Origin of the sequence: Halorubrum sp. DM2 (assembly GCF_901686465.1) — an archaeon.
Lineage (GTDB): Archaea > Halobacteriota > Halobacteria > Halobacteriales > Haloferacaceae > Halorubrum.
This window is the reverse complement of record NZ_LR594487.1, coordinates 2,605,614-2,623,851: the sequence shown is the minus strand read 5'-3', so window position 1 is coordinate 2,623,851 and position 18,238 is coordinate 2,605,614. Positions and strand designations below refer to the sequence as shown.

14 protein-coding genes and 1 other RNA gene are annotated in these 18,238 nt (G+C 68.6%); 6 read left to right on the top strand and 9 right to left on the bottom strand.

The window, feature by feature from the left end; genetic code table 11:
* Positions 1-52: 52 nt before the first annotated feature.
* Positions 53-637 (top strand): GNAT family N-acetyltransferase, encoded by a 585-nt coding sequence (locus QOL69_RS13185; RefSeq protein WP_283403528.1) that lies wholly within the window; start codon positions 53-55, stop codon positions 635-637.
* A gap of 403 nt (positions 638-1,040) precedes the next feature.
* Here QOL69_RS13185 and ffs read toward each other — a convergent pair.
* Positions 1,041-1,352: signal recognition particle sRNA (gene ffs, locus QOL69_RS13180), an RNA gene on the bottom strand.
* Positions 1,353-2,006: 654 nt separating this feature from the next.
* On the bottom strand, positions 2,007-2,420 hold the full coding sequence (locus tag QOL69_RS13175; protein ID WP_283403527.1) for a DUF7548 family protein: 414 nt from the start codon (positions 2,418-2,420) through the stop codon (positions 2,007-2,009).
* 108 nt (positions 2,421-2,528) lie between these two features.
* Here QOL69_RS13175 and QOL69_RS13170 point away from each other — a divergent pair, with 108 nt between their 5' ends.
* Positions 2,529-2,987 (top strand): DUF7992 family protein, encoded by a 459-nt coding sequence (locus QOL69_RS13170; RefSeq protein ID WP_048077426.1) that lies wholly within the window; start codon positions 2,529-2,531, stop codon positions 2,985-2,987.
* A gap of 27 nt (positions 2,988-3,014) precedes the next feature.
* Here QOL69_RS13170 and QOL69_RS13165 read toward each other — a convergent pair whose 3' ends face one another.
* The gene (locus QOL69_RS13165; RefSeq protein WP_283403526.1) at positions 3,015-4,040 is read right to left on the bottom strand and encodes an aldo/keto reductase; all 1,026 of its coding nucleotides are present in this window, start codon (positions 4,038-4,040) and stop codon (positions 3,015-3,017) included.
* A gap of 88 nt (positions 4,041-4,128) precedes the next feature.
* Entirely contained in the window at positions 4,129-4,773 is a 645-nt protein-coding gene (locus QOL69_RS13160) for an FAD-dependent oxidoreductase (protein WP_283403525.1), read from the bottom strand.
* Positions 4,774-5,133: 360 nt separating this feature from the next.
* Between QOL69_RS13160 and QOL69_RS13155 the strand changes: the two genes are divergently transcribed.
* The 4 genes from QOL69_RS13155 to QOL69_RS13140 all read left to right on the top strand — a co-directional run bounded on the left by QOL69_RS13155 (position 5,134) and on the right by QOL69_RS13140 (position 10,391).
* A complete protein-coding gene (locus QOL69_RS13155; protein ID WP_048077428.1) occupies positions 5,134-6,891 on the top strand; it encodes a 2-oxoacid:acceptor oxidoreductase subunit alpha in 1,758 nt (585 codons plus the stop codon).
* Between the two features lie 3 nt (positions 6,892-6,894).
* Positions 6,895-7,758 (top strand): 2-oxoacid:ferredoxin oxidoreductase subunit beta, encoded by an 864-nt coding sequence (locus QOL69_RS13150; protein ID WP_048077429.1) that lies wholly within the window; start codon positions 6,895-6,897, stop codon positions 7,756-7,758.
* A gap of 126 nt (positions 7,759-7,884) precedes the next feature.
* Entirely contained in the window at positions 7,885-9,120 is a 1,236-nt protein-coding gene (locus QOL69_RS13145) for a digeranylgeranylglycerophospholipid reductase (protein WP_283403524.1), read from the top strand.
* 62 nt (positions 9,121-9,182) lie between these two features.
* On the top strand, positions 9,183-10,391 hold the full coding sequence (locus QOL69_RS13140) for an acyl-CoA dehydrogenase family protein (protein WP_283403523.1): 1,209 nt from the start codon (positions 9,183-9,185) through the stop codon (positions 10,389-10,391).
* A gap of 47 nt (positions 10,392-10,438) precedes the next feature.
* Here QOL69_RS13140 and citZ read toward each other — a convergent pair whose 3' ends face one another.
* The 5 genes from citZ to alaS form a co-directional block, all read right to left on the bottom strand.
* Positions 10,439-11,587: a citrate synthase gene (gene citZ, locus QOL69_RS13135; protein ID WP_048077431.1), complete on the bottom strand. Its 1,149-nt coding sequence runs from the start codon at positions 11,585-11,587 to the stop codon at positions 10,439-10,441.
* Between the two features lie 146 nt (positions 11,588-11,733).
* A complete protein-coding gene (locus QOL69_RS13130) occupies positions 11,734-13,623 on the bottom strand; it encodes a PINc/VapC family ATPase (RefSeq protein ID WP_283403522.1) in 1,890 nt (629 codons plus the stop codon).
* A 97-nt stretch (positions 13,624-13,720) separates the two neighbouring features.
* Positions 13,721-14,437 carry a type 1 glutamine amidotransferase gene (locus QOL69_RS13125; protein WP_048077433.1) on the bottom strand — a complete coding sequence of 239 codons (717 nt, stop codon included), beginning with the start codon at positions 14,435-14,437 and terminating at the stop codon, positions 13,721-13,723.
* Positions 14,438-14,553: 116 nt separating this feature from the next.
* The gene (locus QOL69_RS13120; RefSeq protein ID WP_283403521.1) at positions 14,554-15,357 is read right to left on the bottom strand and encodes an alpha/beta fold hydrolase; all 804 of its coding nucleotides are present in this window, start codon (positions 15,355-15,357) and stop codon (positions 14,554-14,556) included.
* A 21-nt stretch (positions 15,358-15,378) separates the two neighbouring features.
* Positions 15,379-18,159: an alanine--tRNA ligase gene (gene alaS, locus QOL69_RS13115; RefSeq protein ID WP_283403520.1), complete on the bottom strand. Its 2,781-nt coding sequence runs from the start codon at positions 18,157-18,159 to the stop codon at positions 15,379-15,381.
* Positions 18,160-18,238: the final 79 nt, after the last annotated feature.

Below are 18,238 nucleotides of genomic sequence, written 5' to 3'. Positions count from 1 at the left end.
CGCCGGTCCCGTCGGGGAATCGCTTTTTACCTCCGCAGTCGTACGCCGGACCATGTACGTCCGCGACGCGAAAAACCGTGACGAGGCGTGGTTGTTGGACGCGATCGAGCAACTGGGGCTCGACGACGTCGCCTTCCGGTCACGGGACTACGTGATCGCGGTCGACGAGGAGTCGAACGACCGGGCCGGCTTCGGTCGACTCCGGCTCCACCGCGGCGACGAGGACGAGGAGAACCGGATCGAGCTGACCGGCATCGGGGTCCTCCCGAAGTGGCGCGACCGCGGGGTCGGGGCGCACGTCGTCGAGCGCCTCGTCGACACCGCGGCCGCGGACGGGTTCGAGACGGTGTACGTACTCACCGACCAGCCGGAGTACCTGACACAGTTCGGCTTCGAGCGTGTCGACACCGACGACCTCCCGCCCGCGCTCTCGGACCGGCTCACCGAGAAGCGGGAGTTCCTCGGCGGCGGCGTCGTCGGGCTCGAACTCGCGGTCGACGACTTCGAGATGCCGTCTCGGTTCCGGCAGGCGTTCAAAGAGGCCGAGCCGACCGGCGGCGACGAGCCGGAGGAATCGGCCGAGGACTTCGGGATCGACCCCGAATCGGCGACGTACAAGTACGACACCGGGCGCTGACAAGTCCCTTCTCGGCCCGCTCTCTACGCTGACGCTCCGATTCGTCCACTCGCGGTGGCGCGTGCCCGCGAGGCCGCTCTGCGGCCGAGCGGCACCGCGCGAGGGAGTCGCTGGCGGTAGAGCGAAGCGACGACCGCCAGCGACGAGGCTGGGGAGGCGTGAGGTGCGGTTGCGGTGCTGTGCGGGGCGGGACTCGAAGGGGCAGCCGCGAGGACGAAGACGCGCGACGCAAGCACCACAACGAGGGAACGCAGTGACCGAGTGAGGCGCGCAGCGAGCGCATCGAGTCCTCGCGGCTGGGGCTTCGGTGGTCTCGGTCATGGCGAGGTCAATCGCGTACAGCTAATCGGCCCGAACGTATCCCAACGAGCCAGTCGCTAATCCATCGGAGAACGCGTATGAATGGCGGACAGGCGGGGTAGCCCGGCGTTCCGTCACGGGGTATCCCGATTGCCTCCTCCACCCCGCGACCCGACGAGCGACGGGCGTCCGGCGGTGGGCTGCTCGCTTCCGCGCCTGACCCGGTGTCGCCGACGAACCGCGACGGACCGCTCCTGCGAGCGGGCGTCGCGGACCGCTGTCCCCGGCGGACGAGGCTTCCACGTTGGCTCTCGGGGCCCGTGCCGGTCTGACCGGACGTGCCCGCTGTTCGGTCCCCGCTGAAGACTGCCTCACGGGTTGCGAGCGGGGCCTAACCGCCCGACCTAGTCCGTTCGGCGATACTCGGGTCCGGCATAAGGGCCTTTCGTTCGGCGAGTGTCGGCGGCGCGGTCGGACCGCCGTGCGAGACCGGCGGGGCGTTACAGTGGTAGCGAGGCGAAAGCCCACGGCTTCAGCCGTGGGATAAAGCCGATACGGTGAGAAGAAAACCACCGTTCGATGGCGGGTTTGGAGTTCCGTACCGAACGCTTAATTTCGGCGCTCCCGTATTGATAGGTGACGGTGTTCCCCGGTTGTGGCACGGGGTCTTCGACCCTAACAGACGCTTCGCGTCTACAGTCCGCCGGGTAAGAAAGCCGGAAACCACTCCGCCACGTCCCGGCCTACGGGTCGGACGCGACTGGCGGTACCCAGTCGGCTGAATACCTGACCGTGAGGCCCGATCCGGTACTCGGGCCGTCGAAGTCGTTCGAAAGACGCTCCGCGTCTTTCGTGATGACGGGAGAGCAAAGCTCTCCTGAACCACGCCCGGCGCGTCCGGGTGGGAAGGCCCGTTTGACCGGGCTGTAAGCGCTGGAACGCACGTCTGGGGTCGTAACCGGACGGCAACCGTTGAACGCCCCACGCGAAAGCGTACTTGAGGGCCAAGGAAACGCGCAACCTTGAATTCCCCTTCGGGGAATCCCACGATTTCAGTCGTGGGAGGAAGTCAAGACAACACGGCCCGGGCGTACGTCGCCGCGGAGAGCGGCAGGGGAACGGACAGCGCGACGACGGCGGGCGCGTGCCACACCAGCCAGAGGTTGTCGCGGAACACCGGACTCGGCTCGACCGCCGCGGCCCACGTCGCCGCGCTCAGAGTGGTCGCGAACGCGAGGACGACCGCCACGCCGGCGAGCGTTCCGGGGTCGACGTTCCCCCGCTCGACGGAGGCGATGACGACCGCGCTCAGGAGTGCGAAAAGCGTGATTCCGCCCCAGCCAACGACGCCGGACGCGTAGTACGTCGCCAGCTGTGAGGAGTACTCCGGTCCCGAAATGACCGCGTACGGCGCGACGAGCGCGACCACGGTGGCGACGGCGGCGGCGATTCCCACCCGGCGCGAGACGGCGCGGAGGTCCATACCGGGACTCGGCGCGCGACCGCCGTAAACGGACCGGATCGGCCGCACCGACCGCGCCGCGGACCGCGTTCCCGTAGCGTTTTGCCCCGGCGGCCCCCACACCGGCACATGTCACTCGACGTCGACCCGCCGGATCCCCCCGAACTCGCCGCCGTCGACCCGAACGAGTACGAGGACGCCGAGGTCTCGGGCGGCGAGTACCGCCGCGACGAGCTCGAAGCGTTCCTCCGCGAGGGCGCGTGGGAGGAGGCGTTCGACGAGTGGGCCGCCGGCAGCGACATGGACGAAGAAGACTGGCGGATCGCGCTCGACCTCGAATTAGTCTCCCGCTTCGACTTCTTCTGGGACGACTTCGCCGACCGCGTCGGCTACCACGCGCCGGGGTTGCCCGAGGACTGGAAGGAGCGCGACCTCCACCCCGACCTCGACTCGTGGGGGACCGTCTCCGCGATCAACGCCGGTCTCACGGAGCTGGGGCAGATCGTCTGCGAGACGCTCAAAACGGAGTACATCGACTGGGAGGCCGACTTCGACGCACCGGACGACCTCCCGGACTTCGAGACGTAGCGGGCGGGACTCTCGGAGACCTTCCGCTCAGTGCCCCCAGAGGGTCCCGTCCGGGTCGTAGCGCGCGTCCATGATCCGGTCCCACTGCGCGTCGGAGAGGTCGAGGTCGGTCGCGGCGACGTTCTCGTCGAGCTGGTCGACCGTCCGCGCGCCCACGATGGGCACGCAGGTGAACTCGTCCCAGCCGGAGAGCCACGCGAGCGCGACCTGTGCGGGCGTGGCGTCGAGTTCGTCGGCGACCTCCCGGACCGCGTCGAGCACCTTCCAGCCGCGCTCGGAGAGGTAGAAGCGCTCGAACCGGTCGTCGAAGCTCGCCCGCGACCCGTCGGGCGCGATCACCTGCTCGGGGTCGTCGGGGTCGGCGCGCTCGTACTTCCCGGTGAGGAACCCGCCCGCGAGCGGGGAGTACGGGCAGACTGCGAGGTCCTGATCGATACAGACGTCGAGGTACTCTTTCACGTCCTCGTAGTAGCCCGCGTGGTGGAGGGGCTGGACCACGTCGAAGGAGGCGTAGTCGTTGACGTCGGCGGTCCACTGCGCCTTCGTGAGCCGCCAAGCCGCCATCGTCGACGCGCCGAGGTGGTGGACCTTCCCCTCGGAGACGAGTTCGTCGAGCGCGCGCATCGTCTCCTCGATGGGCGTCTCCTCGTCCCAGCGGTGGATGTAGTAGACGTCGAGGTAGTCGGTGTCGAGGCGGTCGAGAGTGCCCTCGACCTGCGCGCGGATGTGCTTCCGGCCGAGCCCGGAGTCGTTCGGTCCCGGCTCGCCGCGGCCGTCGAACGGGAAGTACACCTTCGAGGCGATCACGTAGTCCTCGCGGTCGCGCTCGTCGAGCCACTCGCCGATGTACTCCTCGCTCGTCCCGTGCGGCGTCCCGTAGACGTTCGCCGTGTCGATGAAGTTGATCCCGCGGTCCCCGGCCGCGTCGAGCAGTTCGTGGGCCTCCTCGCGGCCCGTCTCGACGACGCCGTTCGTCTCGCGACCGAACCGCCACGTTCCGAGGCACAGCTCCGAGACGCTGAGCCCGGTGTTCCCGAGTCGTCGGTAGTCCATACCGGCACGTCTCTGGGCGGATAGCTAAAGCGTGGCGGCACCGGCGGGGGACGCGACGAGGATCAGAACGTTGGGCCGGACCCGGTGGCTACCCGAAGTTCTCGACCTTCGCGGCGTCCGCGTCGCCGCCGGCCGCGTCGACGGCGGCCTCCGCGTCCGCGACGAGGTCGGCGAACCCGTAGACGAACACCGTCTCGTCGTCCGCGCCCGTGAGCACGTCGCCGACGGCGTCGGTGAGAGGGTCGTCCGCGCCGAGGAGGCGGACCGCGGCACCCCGCTCGCGGAGGGCGTCGATCCGGTCGGCGTGGGCGACGTCGCCGTCGCGGTAGACGACCGCGGCCTCGGCCCCCTCGTCGAGCGCGCGCTCCGCGATGGCGACCGCGGGACCGATCCCGGGACCGCCGGCGATCACGACCGCGCGGGCCTCGCCGTCGTAGTGCTGGTCGCCGTACGGGCCCGAGAGGGTCATCTCGGTGCCGGCCTCGGCGTCGGCGAGGAACGCCGAGAAGTCGCCGCCCTCGTCGGGGTCGATGCCGACCGTGACCTCGAAGGAGTCGTCCACGCGGGGCGACGAGAGGGTGTAGAAGCGCGCGACCGACTCCCCGTCTATCTCGGTGCCGAGCTTCACGAACTGTCCCGGTTCGGCCGCGAACCCGTCTGGCGCGCGGAACCGGAGGGCGTAGGTGTCGGGCCCGACCGAGGCGACCGACTCGACCGTCGCTGTCGTGTCCATACCTCGGATCGGCGGGCGAGACACAAACGCCTTCCCGTCGGCGTCGGTCCTGCCCGTGTCGAAAGCGGTCTGATCGCCGGTCGCGCCCGACGGCCGCACCGCGTCGGCGTGCCCCCGAACACCGGAGTCCGGGACCGATCTCCGAGGCAAAAGGTTCGACGTTCGTCGAAAACCGGTCCGACGCGAGGGGACGATCGTGAGGAATCTGGTGAATATACGTCCAATTATATCTGGATTTAAACGGATTACGGCGTCTAAAAGTGACAATATTCGCGAGAAGAGACACGTTCGTTCAGAAACGCGTCGGTGTCTCCTTCCAGAAGCCTTTTGATGAGTCCGCCGGAACCGTGTCCATAGTACATGGCCGCGGATTTCAACTGGGCTGTCGGCGGCGAGGCCGGCGACGGCATCGACTCGACGGGGAAGATCTTCGCACAGGCGCTTTCCCGCGCGGGTCGGCACGTGTTCACGTCGAAGGACTTCGCATCGCGGATCCGAGGCGGGTACACCGCCTACAAGGTGCGGACCTCCGTCGACAAGGTACAGAGCGTCGTGGACCGACTCGACGTGCTCATCGCGTTGACCCCCCGGACGATCGAGGAGAACCTCGACGAGCTCCACGAGGGGTCGGTGATCATCTACGACGGCGAGCGGACGACGATGCAAGACGTCGAGATCCCCGAGGAGATGATCGGGCTCGACGTGCCGCTCAAGAGCCTCGCCGAGGAGGCGGGCGGAGCGATCATGCGGAACGTCGTCGCGCTCGGTGCCGCCTGCGAGGTGGCCGAGTTCCCCATCGAGAACCTCGACTCGGCGCTCGAAAAGCGGTTCAAGGACAAGGGACAGAAGCTGGTCGACAACAACAAGGAGGCCGCGCGCGCCGGCCAGTCGTACGTCGCCGAGGAGTACGACCACGAGTTCGACTACGACTTGGAGACCACCGACGAGGACTACGTCCTCCTCAACGGCGACGAGGCGATCGGGATGGGCGCTATCGCGGCCGGCTGTCGCTTCTACGCCGGCTACCCGATCACGCCCGCGACGGACGTGATGACGTACCTCACGGGACGCATCGAGCGGTACGGCGGCCACGTCGTCCAAGCGGAAGACGAGCTGTCGGCGATCAACATGGCGCTGGGCGCGGCCCGCGGTGGCGCTCGCGCGATGACCGCCACCTCCGGGCCGGGGATCGACCTGATGACCGAGACGTTCGGCCTCATCGCCACCTCGGAGACGCCGCTCGTCATCTGTAACGTGATGCGCTCGGGCCCCTCGACGGGGATGCCGACGAAACAGGAGCAGGGCGACCTCAACCACATGCTGTACGGCGGCCACGGCGAGGTTCCCCGGTTCGTACTCGCGCCGACGACGATCGCGGAGTGCTTCTGGAAGACCGTCGAGGCGTTCAACCTCGCGGAGAAGTACCAGCTCCCCGTCTACCTCACCGCCGACCTCTCGATGGCGGTCACCGAGGAGACGTTCTCGCCGGAGACGTTCGACATGGACGAAGTCGAGATCGACCGCGGGAAGATTGTCGACGAGACGACGATCGACGACCACATGAGCGACTCCGGCGGCTTCCAGCCCCACGAGATCACCGACGACGGGATCTCGCCGCGGGCGTTCCCCGGCACGGCCGACGGCGCGCACATGTCCACCGGTCTCGAACACGACGAGCAGGGCCGCCGGACGGAGGACACCGAGATGCGCGTCGAGCAGGTCGACAAGCGCAACCGCAAGGTCGAGACGGCCCGCGAGCGCGAGGACTGGAGCCCGCGCGAGTTCGGCGACGCGGACGCGGACACCCTCGTGATCACGTGGGGGTCGAACGAGGGCGCGCTCGCGGAGGCGGTGGAGTTCCTCGACGAGGAGGGCGTCGACGTGCGGGTCCTCTCGGTCCCGTACGTCTTCCCGCGGCCGGACCTCTCGGAGGACGTCGCGGCCGCCGAGACGACGGTCGTCGTCGAGTGTAACGAGCGGGGGCAGTTCGCGGACCTGGTCGAGCACGACGTACTCGAACGGGTCGACCGGATAAACAAGTACAACGGCGTGCGGTTCAAGGCCGACGAACTCGCAGAGGACATCAAAGCGACTCTCGCGGAGGGAGTGGAGGCGTAACCAATGAGCTCAGACATTCGATTCACCGACTTCAAGTCCGACAAGCAGCCGACGTGGTGCCCGGGGTGCGGCGACTTCGGCACGATGAACGGGATGATGAAGGGTCTCGCAGAGACGGGCAACGACCCCGATAACACCTTCGTCGTCGCCGGCATCGGCTGTTCCGGTAAGATCGGAACGTACATGCACAGCTACGCGCTCCACGGCGTTCACGGGCGCGCGCTTCCCGTCGGCACCGGCGTCAAGATGGCCCGGCCCGACATCGAAGTGATGGTCGCCGGCGGCGACGGCGACGGCTACTCCATCGGCGCGGGCCACTTCGTCCACGCCGTCCGGCGCAACGTCGACATGACGTACGTCGTGATGGACAACCGCATCTACGGGCTGACGAAGGGGCAGGCCTCCCCGACCTCCCGCGAGGACTTCGAGACGTCGACGAGCCCCGAGGGCCCGAAACAGCCCCCGGTGAACCCGCACGCGCTGGCGCTCGCCTCCGGCGCGACGTTCATCGCGCAGTCGTTCTCCTCGGACGCGCTCCGCCATCAGGAGATCATTCAGGAGGCCATCGAGCACGACGGGTTCGGCTTCGTGAACGTCTACTCGCCGTGTGTCACCTTCAACGACGTCGACACGTACGACTACTTCCGCGACTCGCTGGTCGATCTCAAGGAGACCGACCACGACCCGACCGACCGCGAGGACGCGAAAGACGTCATCCTCGACAACGAGAAGGAACACCAGGGCGTCATCTATCAGGACGAGTCGTCGGTACCGTACCACGAGAAACACGGCGTCGACGAGGACATGTCCGTCATCCCGGACGGCGCGCCCGAGAGCGCGACCGACCTCGTCCGCGAGTTCTACTGAACGGTCGCTCGGCGGCGGCCGATTCCGTCCTCTCGTGACGGCCAAAACCGGCCGAACGGCGGTGTCCGCACGGATTTTTCGCCGGGTTTCAGCAAGCCTAATTAGGTGGGTCCGTATCGTTCGTGTATGGTTGACCGCTACGACGTCGCGATCGCCGGCGCGGGTCCGGCGGGCGCGCAGTGCGCCCGCGACCTGGCGACGCGCGGCTACGACGTCGTCGTCTTAGAGACGGAGTCGGAAGACGAGTTCCCGCGACAGAGCAACAAGTCGACCGCCGGCACGTTCCCGTCGATGATGTCCTCGTTCGGGATCCCGGACGATGTCGTGATGTCGTACACCGACGACGTCGTGTTGGAGTCGCCCAACGAGTACTACGAGAGCTACCAGCCGGGGGCGGTACTGGAGTTCGCGGAGTTCAAGCGCTTCCTCGTCGCCGACGGCCGCGACAACGGGGCGGAGTACCGCTTCGACGCCCGCGTCTCGCGCCCGATCCTCGACGACGACGGCGTCATCGAGGGCGTCCGATACAACGGCGACGAGGAGCTGTACGCGGAGGTCGTGATCGACGCCACCGGTCCTGCCGCCCCGCTGGCGAGCGCGCTCGACGTCGTCGACCTCGAACGCGAGAACCAGGCGATCGGGATCGAGTACGAGATGGAGAACGTCGAGATGAACCACCCGGAGTACGCCGACCTCCGGCGCGCGATGATGCTCCGGCTGGACCACGACATCGCGCCGGGCGGCTACTCGTGGATCTTCGCCACCGGCGAGGACACCGCGAAGGTCGGCATCTGTTACATCCAGAACGACCGCCACCGCGAGTTCGCCGAGGCGGGCAAGACCGTCGACGGCTACCTCGACGACTGGGTGAGCCGCGACCCCCGCTTCGCCGACGCCGAGCAGATCGACGAGACGGTCCACCGCGGCTCCGCACACATCCAGATGCCCGATGGGATGCACACGGACCACTTTCTCGCTATCGGCGACACGGTCCCCTCCATCGACCCGCTGTGGGGCGAGGGGATCCACACGGGGATGAAGTCGGCCCGGGCCGCGGCGGCCACCGTCGACCGGTGTCTCACCGACTCGGAGCGCCGCCTCGACGCCGAGAGCCTCGCGGTCTACGAGCGGCTCTGGCACCGCGACGTGGCCCCGCGGATGAAGGCGCGGCTGATGCTCACGCGACTGCTGTATCTCGCGCCCAACGAGCGGTACGACCGGTTCATGCGCGACCTCCGTCGGACGGACGAGAACACGCTCGAAAAGGCGAATCAGGGCGATAAGGCGGCGATGGCGGAGCTGCTCCACCTCTCCGATCTCCCGCTGTTGACGAAGTTCGCACGGGAGCGGCTCGACGTCTGAAACGAGAAGGGACGACGACTCGGGGCGAACCGCTTTTGCCGATTCGACGCGCAGGAACGATCATGCTCGATTACGTCGGATTAGAGGCGGACCTCGACGAGGAGGCGCGGCTGATCCGGGACACCGCCCGTCGGTTCGTCGACGAACAGGTCCGCCCGGAGATCGGCGACCACTTTCAGGCGGGGACGTTCCCGACGGAGCTGATACCGGAGATGGGCGAGCTCGGCTTCTACGGCTCGAACCTCGACGGCTACGGGCTACCGAACGTCTCCGAGACCGCCTACGGCCTGCTGATGCAGGAGCTGGAGGCGTGCGACTCCGGGCTTCGGTCGATGGCTAGCGTCCAAGGGGCGCTCGTGATGTACCCCATCCACGCGTACGGCAGCGACGAACAGAAGGAGCGCTGGCTCCCCGACCTCGGGACCGGGGAGGCGGTGGGCTGTTTCGGGCTGACGGAGCCGGACCACGGCTCGGACCCCTCGGCGATGGAGACGCGGGCGGAGCGCGAGCCGCGGAGCGGCTCGGATCGGAGCGGTACCGCCGCGGAGCGCGACGGCGACGGCTACGTCCTCAACGGCTCGAAGACGTGGATCACGAACGCCCCCATCGCGGACGTGGCGGTCGTCTGGGCGCGGGAGACCTCCGCCGAGGGGAGCCCCGTTCGCGGGTTCCTCGTCGAGACCGACCGCGACGGCGTCACGACGAACGAGATCGACGACAAGCTCTCGCTGCGCGCGTCGATCACCGGTGAGATCGGCCTCCAGAACGTCTACGTTCCCGAGGAGAACGTGCTTCCGGGCGTGAGCGGCATGAAGGGGCCGCTGTCGTGTCTCACGCAGGCCCGATACGGGATCGCGTGGGGCGCGGTCGGCGCGGCCCGCGACTGCTTCGAACAGGCCCGCGAGTACGCGCTCGACCGCGACCAGTTCGGCGGGCCGATCGCTCGGTTCCAGCTCCAACAGGAGAAGCTCGCGGAGATGGCGACGCAGATCACGACGAGCCAGCTGCTCGCCCACCGGCTCGCGGAGCTGAAAGAGCGCGGCGATCTCACGCCCCAACACGTCTCGATGGCGAAGCGCAACAACGTCCGTATGGCCCGCGACCAGTCGCGGATCGCCCGCGAGATGCTCGGCGGCAACGGGATCACGACGGACTACTCGCCGATGCGACACATGGCGAACTTCGAGACCGTCTACACCTACGAGGGGACCCACGACATCCACACGCTGGTACTGGGCGAGGACCTGACGGGGATCGCCGCGTTCGAGTGAGAAGAACGGGACCGGGGCGGAACCGGAGTCGGGGGCGAACGCGACGCCTACCGCTCGTCGATCGGGACGAACTCGGCGTCCTCAGGGCCGGTGTACCGGGCGCGCGGGCGGATGAGGCGGTTGTCCTCCTGGTACTCGGCGACGTGGGCGATCCACCCGCCGACGCGACTCATCGCGAAGATGGGCGTGTACATGTCGACAGGGATCCCGAGCGAGTCGTAGACGGAGCCGGAGTAGAAGTCGACGTTCGGGGCGATCCCCTTGTCGAGCAATCCCTGATCAGTAAGGTACTCCTCGATCGCGGTGGTGTAATCGAGCCACTTCGTGTCGCCCGACGACTCGGCGAGGTCTCGGAGCTTCTCTTCGAGGATCACCGCGCGGGGGTCTTTCACCTTGTAGACGCGGTGGCCGAACCCGGGGATGCGTCCGCCGGCGTCGCGGGTGTCTTTCACCCACTGGACGGGGTCTTTCGAGGAGGCGTCGATCTCGTGGAGCACCTCCATCACATCCTGGTTGGCACCGCCGTGGAGGGGACCGGAGAGCGCGCCGATACCGCCGGTGACGCCGGAGTAGACGTCCGCCATCGTCGAGCCGATCACCATCGCGGTGAACGTGGAGGCATTGAGCCCGTGGTCGGCGTGGAGCGTGAGCGCCATGTCGAACGTCTCCTCGCTCACGGCGTCCGGCTCGGCCCCGGTAAGCATGTAGAGGAAGTTCCCGGCGTGCGAGAGGTCCGGGTCGGGCGCGATCGGCTCCTCTCCCTGCCGGACGCGCTCGAACGCGGCGAGGATCGTCGGGATCTTCGCCGTGATCCGGCGGCCCTGACGGAGGGTGGATTCGCCGTCGTCGCCGCTCTCGTCGTCGTCCGGGTCGTAGGCGGACAGCATCGACGCCGCGGTTCGGAGCGCCGCCATCGGACGCTCCCCGGCGTCGGCGAGGGCGCGGACCGTCTCGATGACGTCGTCGTCCACCTCGCGCTCCGCCGCGAGGTCGGCGGCGAACGCGTCGAGTTCCGCGGCGGTAGGGAGAGAACCGTGCCACAGCAGATACAGCACCTCCTCGTAGCTTGCGCCGCGAGCGAGGTCCTCGATGTCGTACCCGCGATACACGAGCTTCCCGACCTCGCCGTCGACGTAGCTCAGATCCGACTCCGCGACGAGGACGCCCTCGAGCCCGCGTTTTAACTCATCGGCCATACCACGTCGTTCCGACCAACGGCAAAAAAGCGTTATCTTTCAGGAGGGATACGTTTCGTCGATCGTGGTGTGCCGCAGCGTCGAACGACGACGTGACAGGCTTCGGAAACGTCCGCGGCGGGCGGCCGTTCTCTGGTCTCGCAGTCTCAGCGAGCCGGAACAACCGTCACGGTCCGGTTCCGGTCGATCGCGTCCTCCAGCTCCTCGGCGATGGCTGAGCCGCGGGAGACCTGGACCTCGCCGCCGCGGCCGACGGTGGCGGTGAAGAGGTACTCGCCGTCGGCGCGCACCTCGACCGTCTCGCCCACGCCGTCGTCGACGTCGATGACGACGTGCCGCGAGGTGATCTCCGGGGCGACCACCGTCCCGCGCTCGGTGCCGACCTGCCCCTCGCCACTGCCGTTCTCGGCGGCACCGCCCGTCGGGCTCGGTCCCGACCCGCCCGGCTTCTCGTCGTGCGTGCGGACGTCGATGTCGATCCCGAGGCGGTTCTCGATGTCGGCGATTCGGCCGCCGCCCTTCCCGATCACCGTGCCGATGTCGCCCTCGGTGACGTAGACGACCGCCTCGTCGTCGCCGTTCAGCTCCACGTCGACGTGGCCGTGCGCGACCGAGCGGATCTCGCGTTCGATCTCCTTTTTGGCGATGCGGCCGACGCCGGTCTCGCTTTCGGCCTCGCTCCCCTCGTCGTCGAGCGGGACGGTGACGACCTGCCGGTTGAACGTGTATATCTCGTACTCCGGCCGACCCGTCTCGAAGTTGGTCACCTGAATGACCGGGCGCGCGAGGTCCTCGGCCGTCAGCCCGGCGGGCACCTTCACCTCCGTGGTCACGTCGTAGACCGTGTGGACCTCGCCGGCCTCGATGTAGACGACGGTGTCGACGATCTGGGGGATCATTCCGAGCTCGACGCGCCCGACGAGCCGCTGGAGCGCGTCGATGGCGCGGGAGGCGTGGACGACGCCGACCATCCCGACGCCGGCCATCCGCATGTCCGAGAACACCTCGAAGTCGTTCGTCTTCCGCACCTCGTCGTAGATGGTGTAGTCGGGGCGGACTAAGAGCAGGGAGTCGGCGGTGTTCTCCATCTCGCCGCCGAGCGCGCCGTACTGGGTGATCTCCGGGCCGACCTGAAGATCTCGCGGCTTCTCCATCGTCTTCACCGCGTAGTCGCTGTCGTTCAAGAACTCCGCGACCGCCTGCGCGAACGTCGACTTCCCGGCACCGGGCGACCCCGAGATGAGCACGCCGCGTTTACGCTCCGTGAACCGCTCGCGCAGCTCGTCGGCGAACTCGTAGTCGTCGAGGGTGGTCTTCGCGATCGGTCTGACGGCCGTAATCTCGATCCCGTCCGCGAACGGCGGTCGCGCGACCGCGATCCGGTAGTTGCGGAACTGGACGATGTCCATCCCGTCGTCGGACAGCTCGATGAACCCCTCGTTCGACTGCCGGGCGAGGTCGACGATCGAGTTGGCCCACTCGCGCATCTGCTCCTCGCTGCTCGGTTCGTCGTCGATCTCGACGTAGCGCATCTCGCCGAGGCTCCCGCGTTTCGCCTTCGGAACGGTGCCCGTCTTGAGGTGGACGGACATCGTCTCGTCGGTGAAGAACTCCTGGATCGGGAGGTCGTCGACGACGCCGCGGGCGACCGGCTCGACGTACTCGACGTCGAGTCCCTTCGCGCGGGCGACCTCGGCCTGGACCACGTCGCTGGACAGAAGCGTCGCGTCGTGGTCGGCGGCGAGGTCGCGAATCAGCGCGTCCACGTCGCCCTCGTGGGCGTTCGACCGGGCGTCGCCGCTCGCGCGCTCGCCGACGTACCGCAGTTCGATGGTCCCGTCGTCGGCGTAGTCGGCGAGCCGCTTGAGCTCGCTCAGCCCGTCCCAGCCGGATTCGAGGCCGTCGTTCGCCTGCGACTCCAGTTCGCCGACGACCGCCTCCGGGACGAACACGGTGACCGACTCGTAGGTCCCGTCCGCGACGCGTTCGGACACGCGGCCGTCGACGACCGCGCTCGTGTCCGGTACTACGTTCATACCGAGGATCGGTCCGGGAGGCGTATAAGGGTGTTCGACCGGGGGCCGCGTCGCGTCCGCGTCGGCGGACGGGACCGCGTCGACGAGAGCGGGGCGTTCAGTCGTCCGCGGCGGCCGGCTCGGTCTCGTCGCTCGCGAGTCGCTCGGCGTAGGCGGTGAAGTTCTCGAACAGCGCCTTCGCCTCGCAGGCGGCGTCGTACGCCGCGGGCGTTATCGAGTCGAGGACCGCGTCGACGCGGGCGTCGCCGATCTGATCGCGCTTCCCGTCGGTCACCTCGCGGGCGGTCTCGACGTCGTACTCGGGGTGGAACTGGACGCCCCAGCAGTGGCCGTCGCGGAAGGCGTGGACGCCGTGTTCGTTCTCGGCCAGAAGCGTCGCGGACGGCGGGAGTTCGACCACCGCGTCGCCGTGGGTCGTGAAGGCGGTGAAGGAGTCGTCGAACCCCTCGAACAGCGGATCATCGCGGGTCCGGCGGATCTCGTTGTAGCCGATCTCGAACCCGTCCATCCCGGCGACGCGGCCGCCGAGCGCCTCCGCGAGCACCTGATGGCCGTAACAGACGCCGAGGACCGGACAGCCGGCGTCGGCGGCCTCGGCGACGTAGTCGACCAGCGGCGGGATCCACGCCTCGTCCCAGTAGACGGACGAGCGCGACCCGGTCACGACGACGCCGTCGAACTCGGTGTGATCGGGGAGGTCTCCCGCGGTGGCGTCGAACTCGACGAGGTCGGCGTCGATCTCTCTGCGGAAGTTCCGACGCGTGTTCGCGCCGTCGTGGGCGGCGTTCAACAGGGCGAACCGGAGGCGAGTCATCGACTGAACGGTTCGGCGAGAGCGACAAAACGGTTGCGGCGTCGGACGCGCCGGCCGACGACGCGGACGCGGAGGTGCGGAGGGAGTCGGGTGTCGCTCCGCGGCGTCCGTCGGTCCTACTCGAAGGCGGCGCTCGCGTGTTCCGCGAGCCACCCGACGAGGAGGTCGTTGACCGCGGCCGACGCCTCGACGCCGACGAGGTGTCGAGCGCCCTCGACGGGGTGGAACTCGCCGCGGGGAAGCCCCTCCGCGAGCGTCTCGCCGGCCGCGATCGGACAGGCTGCGTCCTCGGTCCCGTGGACGACGAGCGCCGGCGTCGTGACCTCGAACAGCCGGTCGGCCAGGTCGAAGTCGTCGACCGCGGCGCGATGGGCCTCGTACGTCTCGCGGTCGGCGTCCTCGGCGAGCCGCCACTCCGCGATCCGCGAGAGCGCGTCCGGGTGCGCCTCGCGGAAGTCGACCGAGAGGAGTCCGTTCAGCGAGCCGTCGACCGCGGCGGGGTCGGCCGGGTCGGCCCAGACGCCGTCGGCGTTGTACGCGTCGCCCGCCGGCGGCGTCCCGAGGAGCGCGAGGCTCGCCGGGCGCGAGGAGGTCAGGGCGGCCGTCAGCGCGACCATGCCGCCGAACCCGTAGCCGACGAGGTGGGCGTTGCGGATCCCCTCGGCCGCACAGACCGCCTCGACGTCGGCCGCGAGCGACTCGATCCGGTAGGGTCCGAGGGGCGCGTCCGACCGGCCGACGCCGCGGGTCTCCGGAGTGATCACCGTGTGCGGTCCCGCGAGGGCGGCGTGTTGCCACCCGAACTGCCACGCGCCGAGTCCCGCGTCGCCACAGAAGACGACCGCCTCGTCGGGGTCGCCGGCGTCGGGGGCATCGACCTCGTACCGGATCTCCACGCCGGCGTTGTTCGCGCGTGGCATAGTGGACTCGCGGGGGACTCCTCAGGCCTCCTGAAGGCCGCGAAGGACGTCCGGTGCCGCGTCGAGCGCTTCGTCGAGCGCGTCCGCGTCCGGGCCGCCGCCCTGCGCGAAGTCCGGCGGGCCGCCGCCGCCGCCGCCGACCCGTCCGGCGAGCTCCGAGACCACCTGTCCGGCGTTCACGTCGACCCCGTCGGGGACGCCGACGACGAAGCTCGCGGAGCCGCCGGCACCACTCCCGATCACCGCGACCTTCCCGTCGTCGACGTGGGCGTTCGCGGTGGCGCGGAGCTCGTCTGCGTCGCCGTCGAGCCGCTGGATCACCGCGGTCGCCCCGTCGACATCGACCTCCTCCGCGTCGGCACCGCCGGAGGCGCGAGCGGCCGCGAGCTCCTCTTTGAGCGACTCGATCTCTTTCCCCCGCGCCTTCCACTCCTCGAAGAAGCGCTCGGCGGTGTCGGGCACGTCGAGCGGGTCGACGTCGAGGATATCGGCCGCGTCGTACAGCGCGTCCTCGGTGCGCTGGGTCGCCTCCACGGCGGCGGCACCCGCCGCGAACACGATGCGCTCGACGCCGTCTTGGACCGGCTCGGTCTTCAGCACCTTCACCGCGCCGATCTCGCCGGTTCGGTCGACGTGGGTGCCCGCGCAGGCCTGAACGTCGGCGTCGCCGACGTGGATGAGACGGACGTTCGTTCCCGGCGGGACGCCGCCCTGATACAGGTCGAAGCCGTGTTCGGCCTCCGCCTCGTTGCGGTCGGGCCACTCCTGCCGGACGGGCACGTCGTCGCGGACCAGCTCGTTGGCGACGCGTTCGATCGCCTTCACGTCCTCGCGGGTGATGCGCTCGAAGTGGCGCACGTCGAGGCGCGCGGAGTCGGTCCCCTTCTGGGCACCGGCCTGCCGGACGTGGCCCCCCAGTACCTCGCGGGCTGCGTGACCGATGAGGTGCGTCGCGGTGTGGTGCGCGCGGAGGCGGTCGCGGCGGCCGCCGTCGACCTGCCCGCGGACGAACTCTCCTTTCCCGGGGTCGGCGTCCGTGCGGTGGAGGACGACCCCGTCGGTCTCCTGTACGTCGGTGACGTCGACGGTGGTCTCGCCGACCGTGAGCTGTCCCCTGTCGGCCGGCTGCCCGCCGCCCTCGGGATAGAACATCGTCTGGTCCAACACGACGTCGTATCCCTCCTCGCTCTCTAACACGTCGAGGACGACCGCCTCGAACTCCGTGCGGCCCTGGTCGTCGTAGAACAGCTTCTCGGTCTCGGGGAGGTCGGCGAGCCGTTCGTCCCGCTCGTCGGCGGCGTCGGCGGCGTCGGCCTCCTCGTGTCTGTCGGCGACGAGCGCGTAGAAGTCGTCGGGCACGTCGACGGTCGCGCCGCGCTCCTCGGCGATGTCGGCGACCATGTCGGGCTGGATCCCGTGGGAGTCGTACAGCTCCAACAGCTCTCCGGTGGGGATCGGTTCACCGGTGCCGGCGTACTCGTCGGCGAGCTGTTCGACCTTCCGGGCACCGCGCTCCAGCGTCTCCTCGTACTTCCGCTCCTCGCTGCGGACGATCTCGCGGACCGTGTCGCGGTTCTCGTATCCCAGCCGCTCGGCCTGCATGTCGACGAGTTCGTCGAGCGGAGCATCGACGCCGACCTCGTCGACGAGCCGCTTCATCCGGCGTAACACCATCCGGGCGAGGTAGCCCGTCCCGACGTTGGAGGGGACGATCTCGTCGCCGAACATGTACGCGAGCGTCCGTGAGTGGTCCGCGATCGCGTAGATCGATTCGAGCGGTTCCACCAGTTCGCGCAGCCGGTCGACGTCGACGTCGAGCCGGTCGGCTATCTCGCCGCGCGCGGCCTCCACGTCGTCGACGTCGTCGATGTCGAGCCGGCCGGAGAGCTTCGCGGCGCGGTGGATCAGCTCCCGTTCCGCCTCGGTGTGTTCGATCCCCGCGTTCTCCTTCAGGAAGTCGATCGCGTCGGGGTAGATCGCCTCGTACACCGTCGCGGTCCCCTGACTCATCCACGTCCACCGTTCGAGCCCGTACCCGGTGTCGACGATGTACGTGTCCATAAAGGAGTACGTGTGCCCGTCTTTCATCTCGTAGTCGCCGTCGGGGTCCCGCTCCATACACATGAAGACGAGCGTCGCCAGCTCGGCCCCCTTGTAGATGACCTCGATGGCGGGCCCGGCGTTGCCGCCGCCGACCCACGGGTCCTCGATGTAGGTGATCTCCTCCAGATCGGCACCGAGGCTCTCGAACAGCTCGTCGCAGTACCGGACCGTCTCGTCTTTCCAGTACACCTCGCCGTGGTAGGCGTACTCGCCTTCCTCGACCTCCTCGCGCGTGTTGAACGCGTGGTGGGCCATCATCTCGAACGCCATCGTGTGCCGCCCCGTCTTGCCGACGTTGTCGATGTCCTGCATCCGAATACAGGGCTGGGAGACGGTCAGCGGGTTCGCCGGCGGCGGCGTCTGCCCGGAAGTGACCAGCGGCTGGAAGTCGTAGATCGACGCTTGCGTCAGGAGGACGTCGTCGCGCCAGCGGTTCGCGGCGACCGGATACGGGTCGATCCGCTCGTGTCCGTGCTCTTCGAAGAAGGAGAGGAACGCCTCGCGCATCTCCGACAGCGAGTGGGCCTCGGGGAAGCCCGGGTCGTCGATGAAGCTGTAGTCCGCACAGGGCGGCTCGCCGCACAGTTCGCGGTCGGCGTCACGGGTCCAGAAGTGCGCGCCACAGGAGGAACACTCCTTGCGCTCGAACCCCTCCTCCTCGAAGTAGTCGAGACGGTACTCCGCTTCGAGATCGCTCATTACACGAACGTGGCCCGTGTTGCTCCAAAAGGGTTCCGGGGTCGCTCGTCGGCGGTCGTGCGGGGGTACCCGACGACGA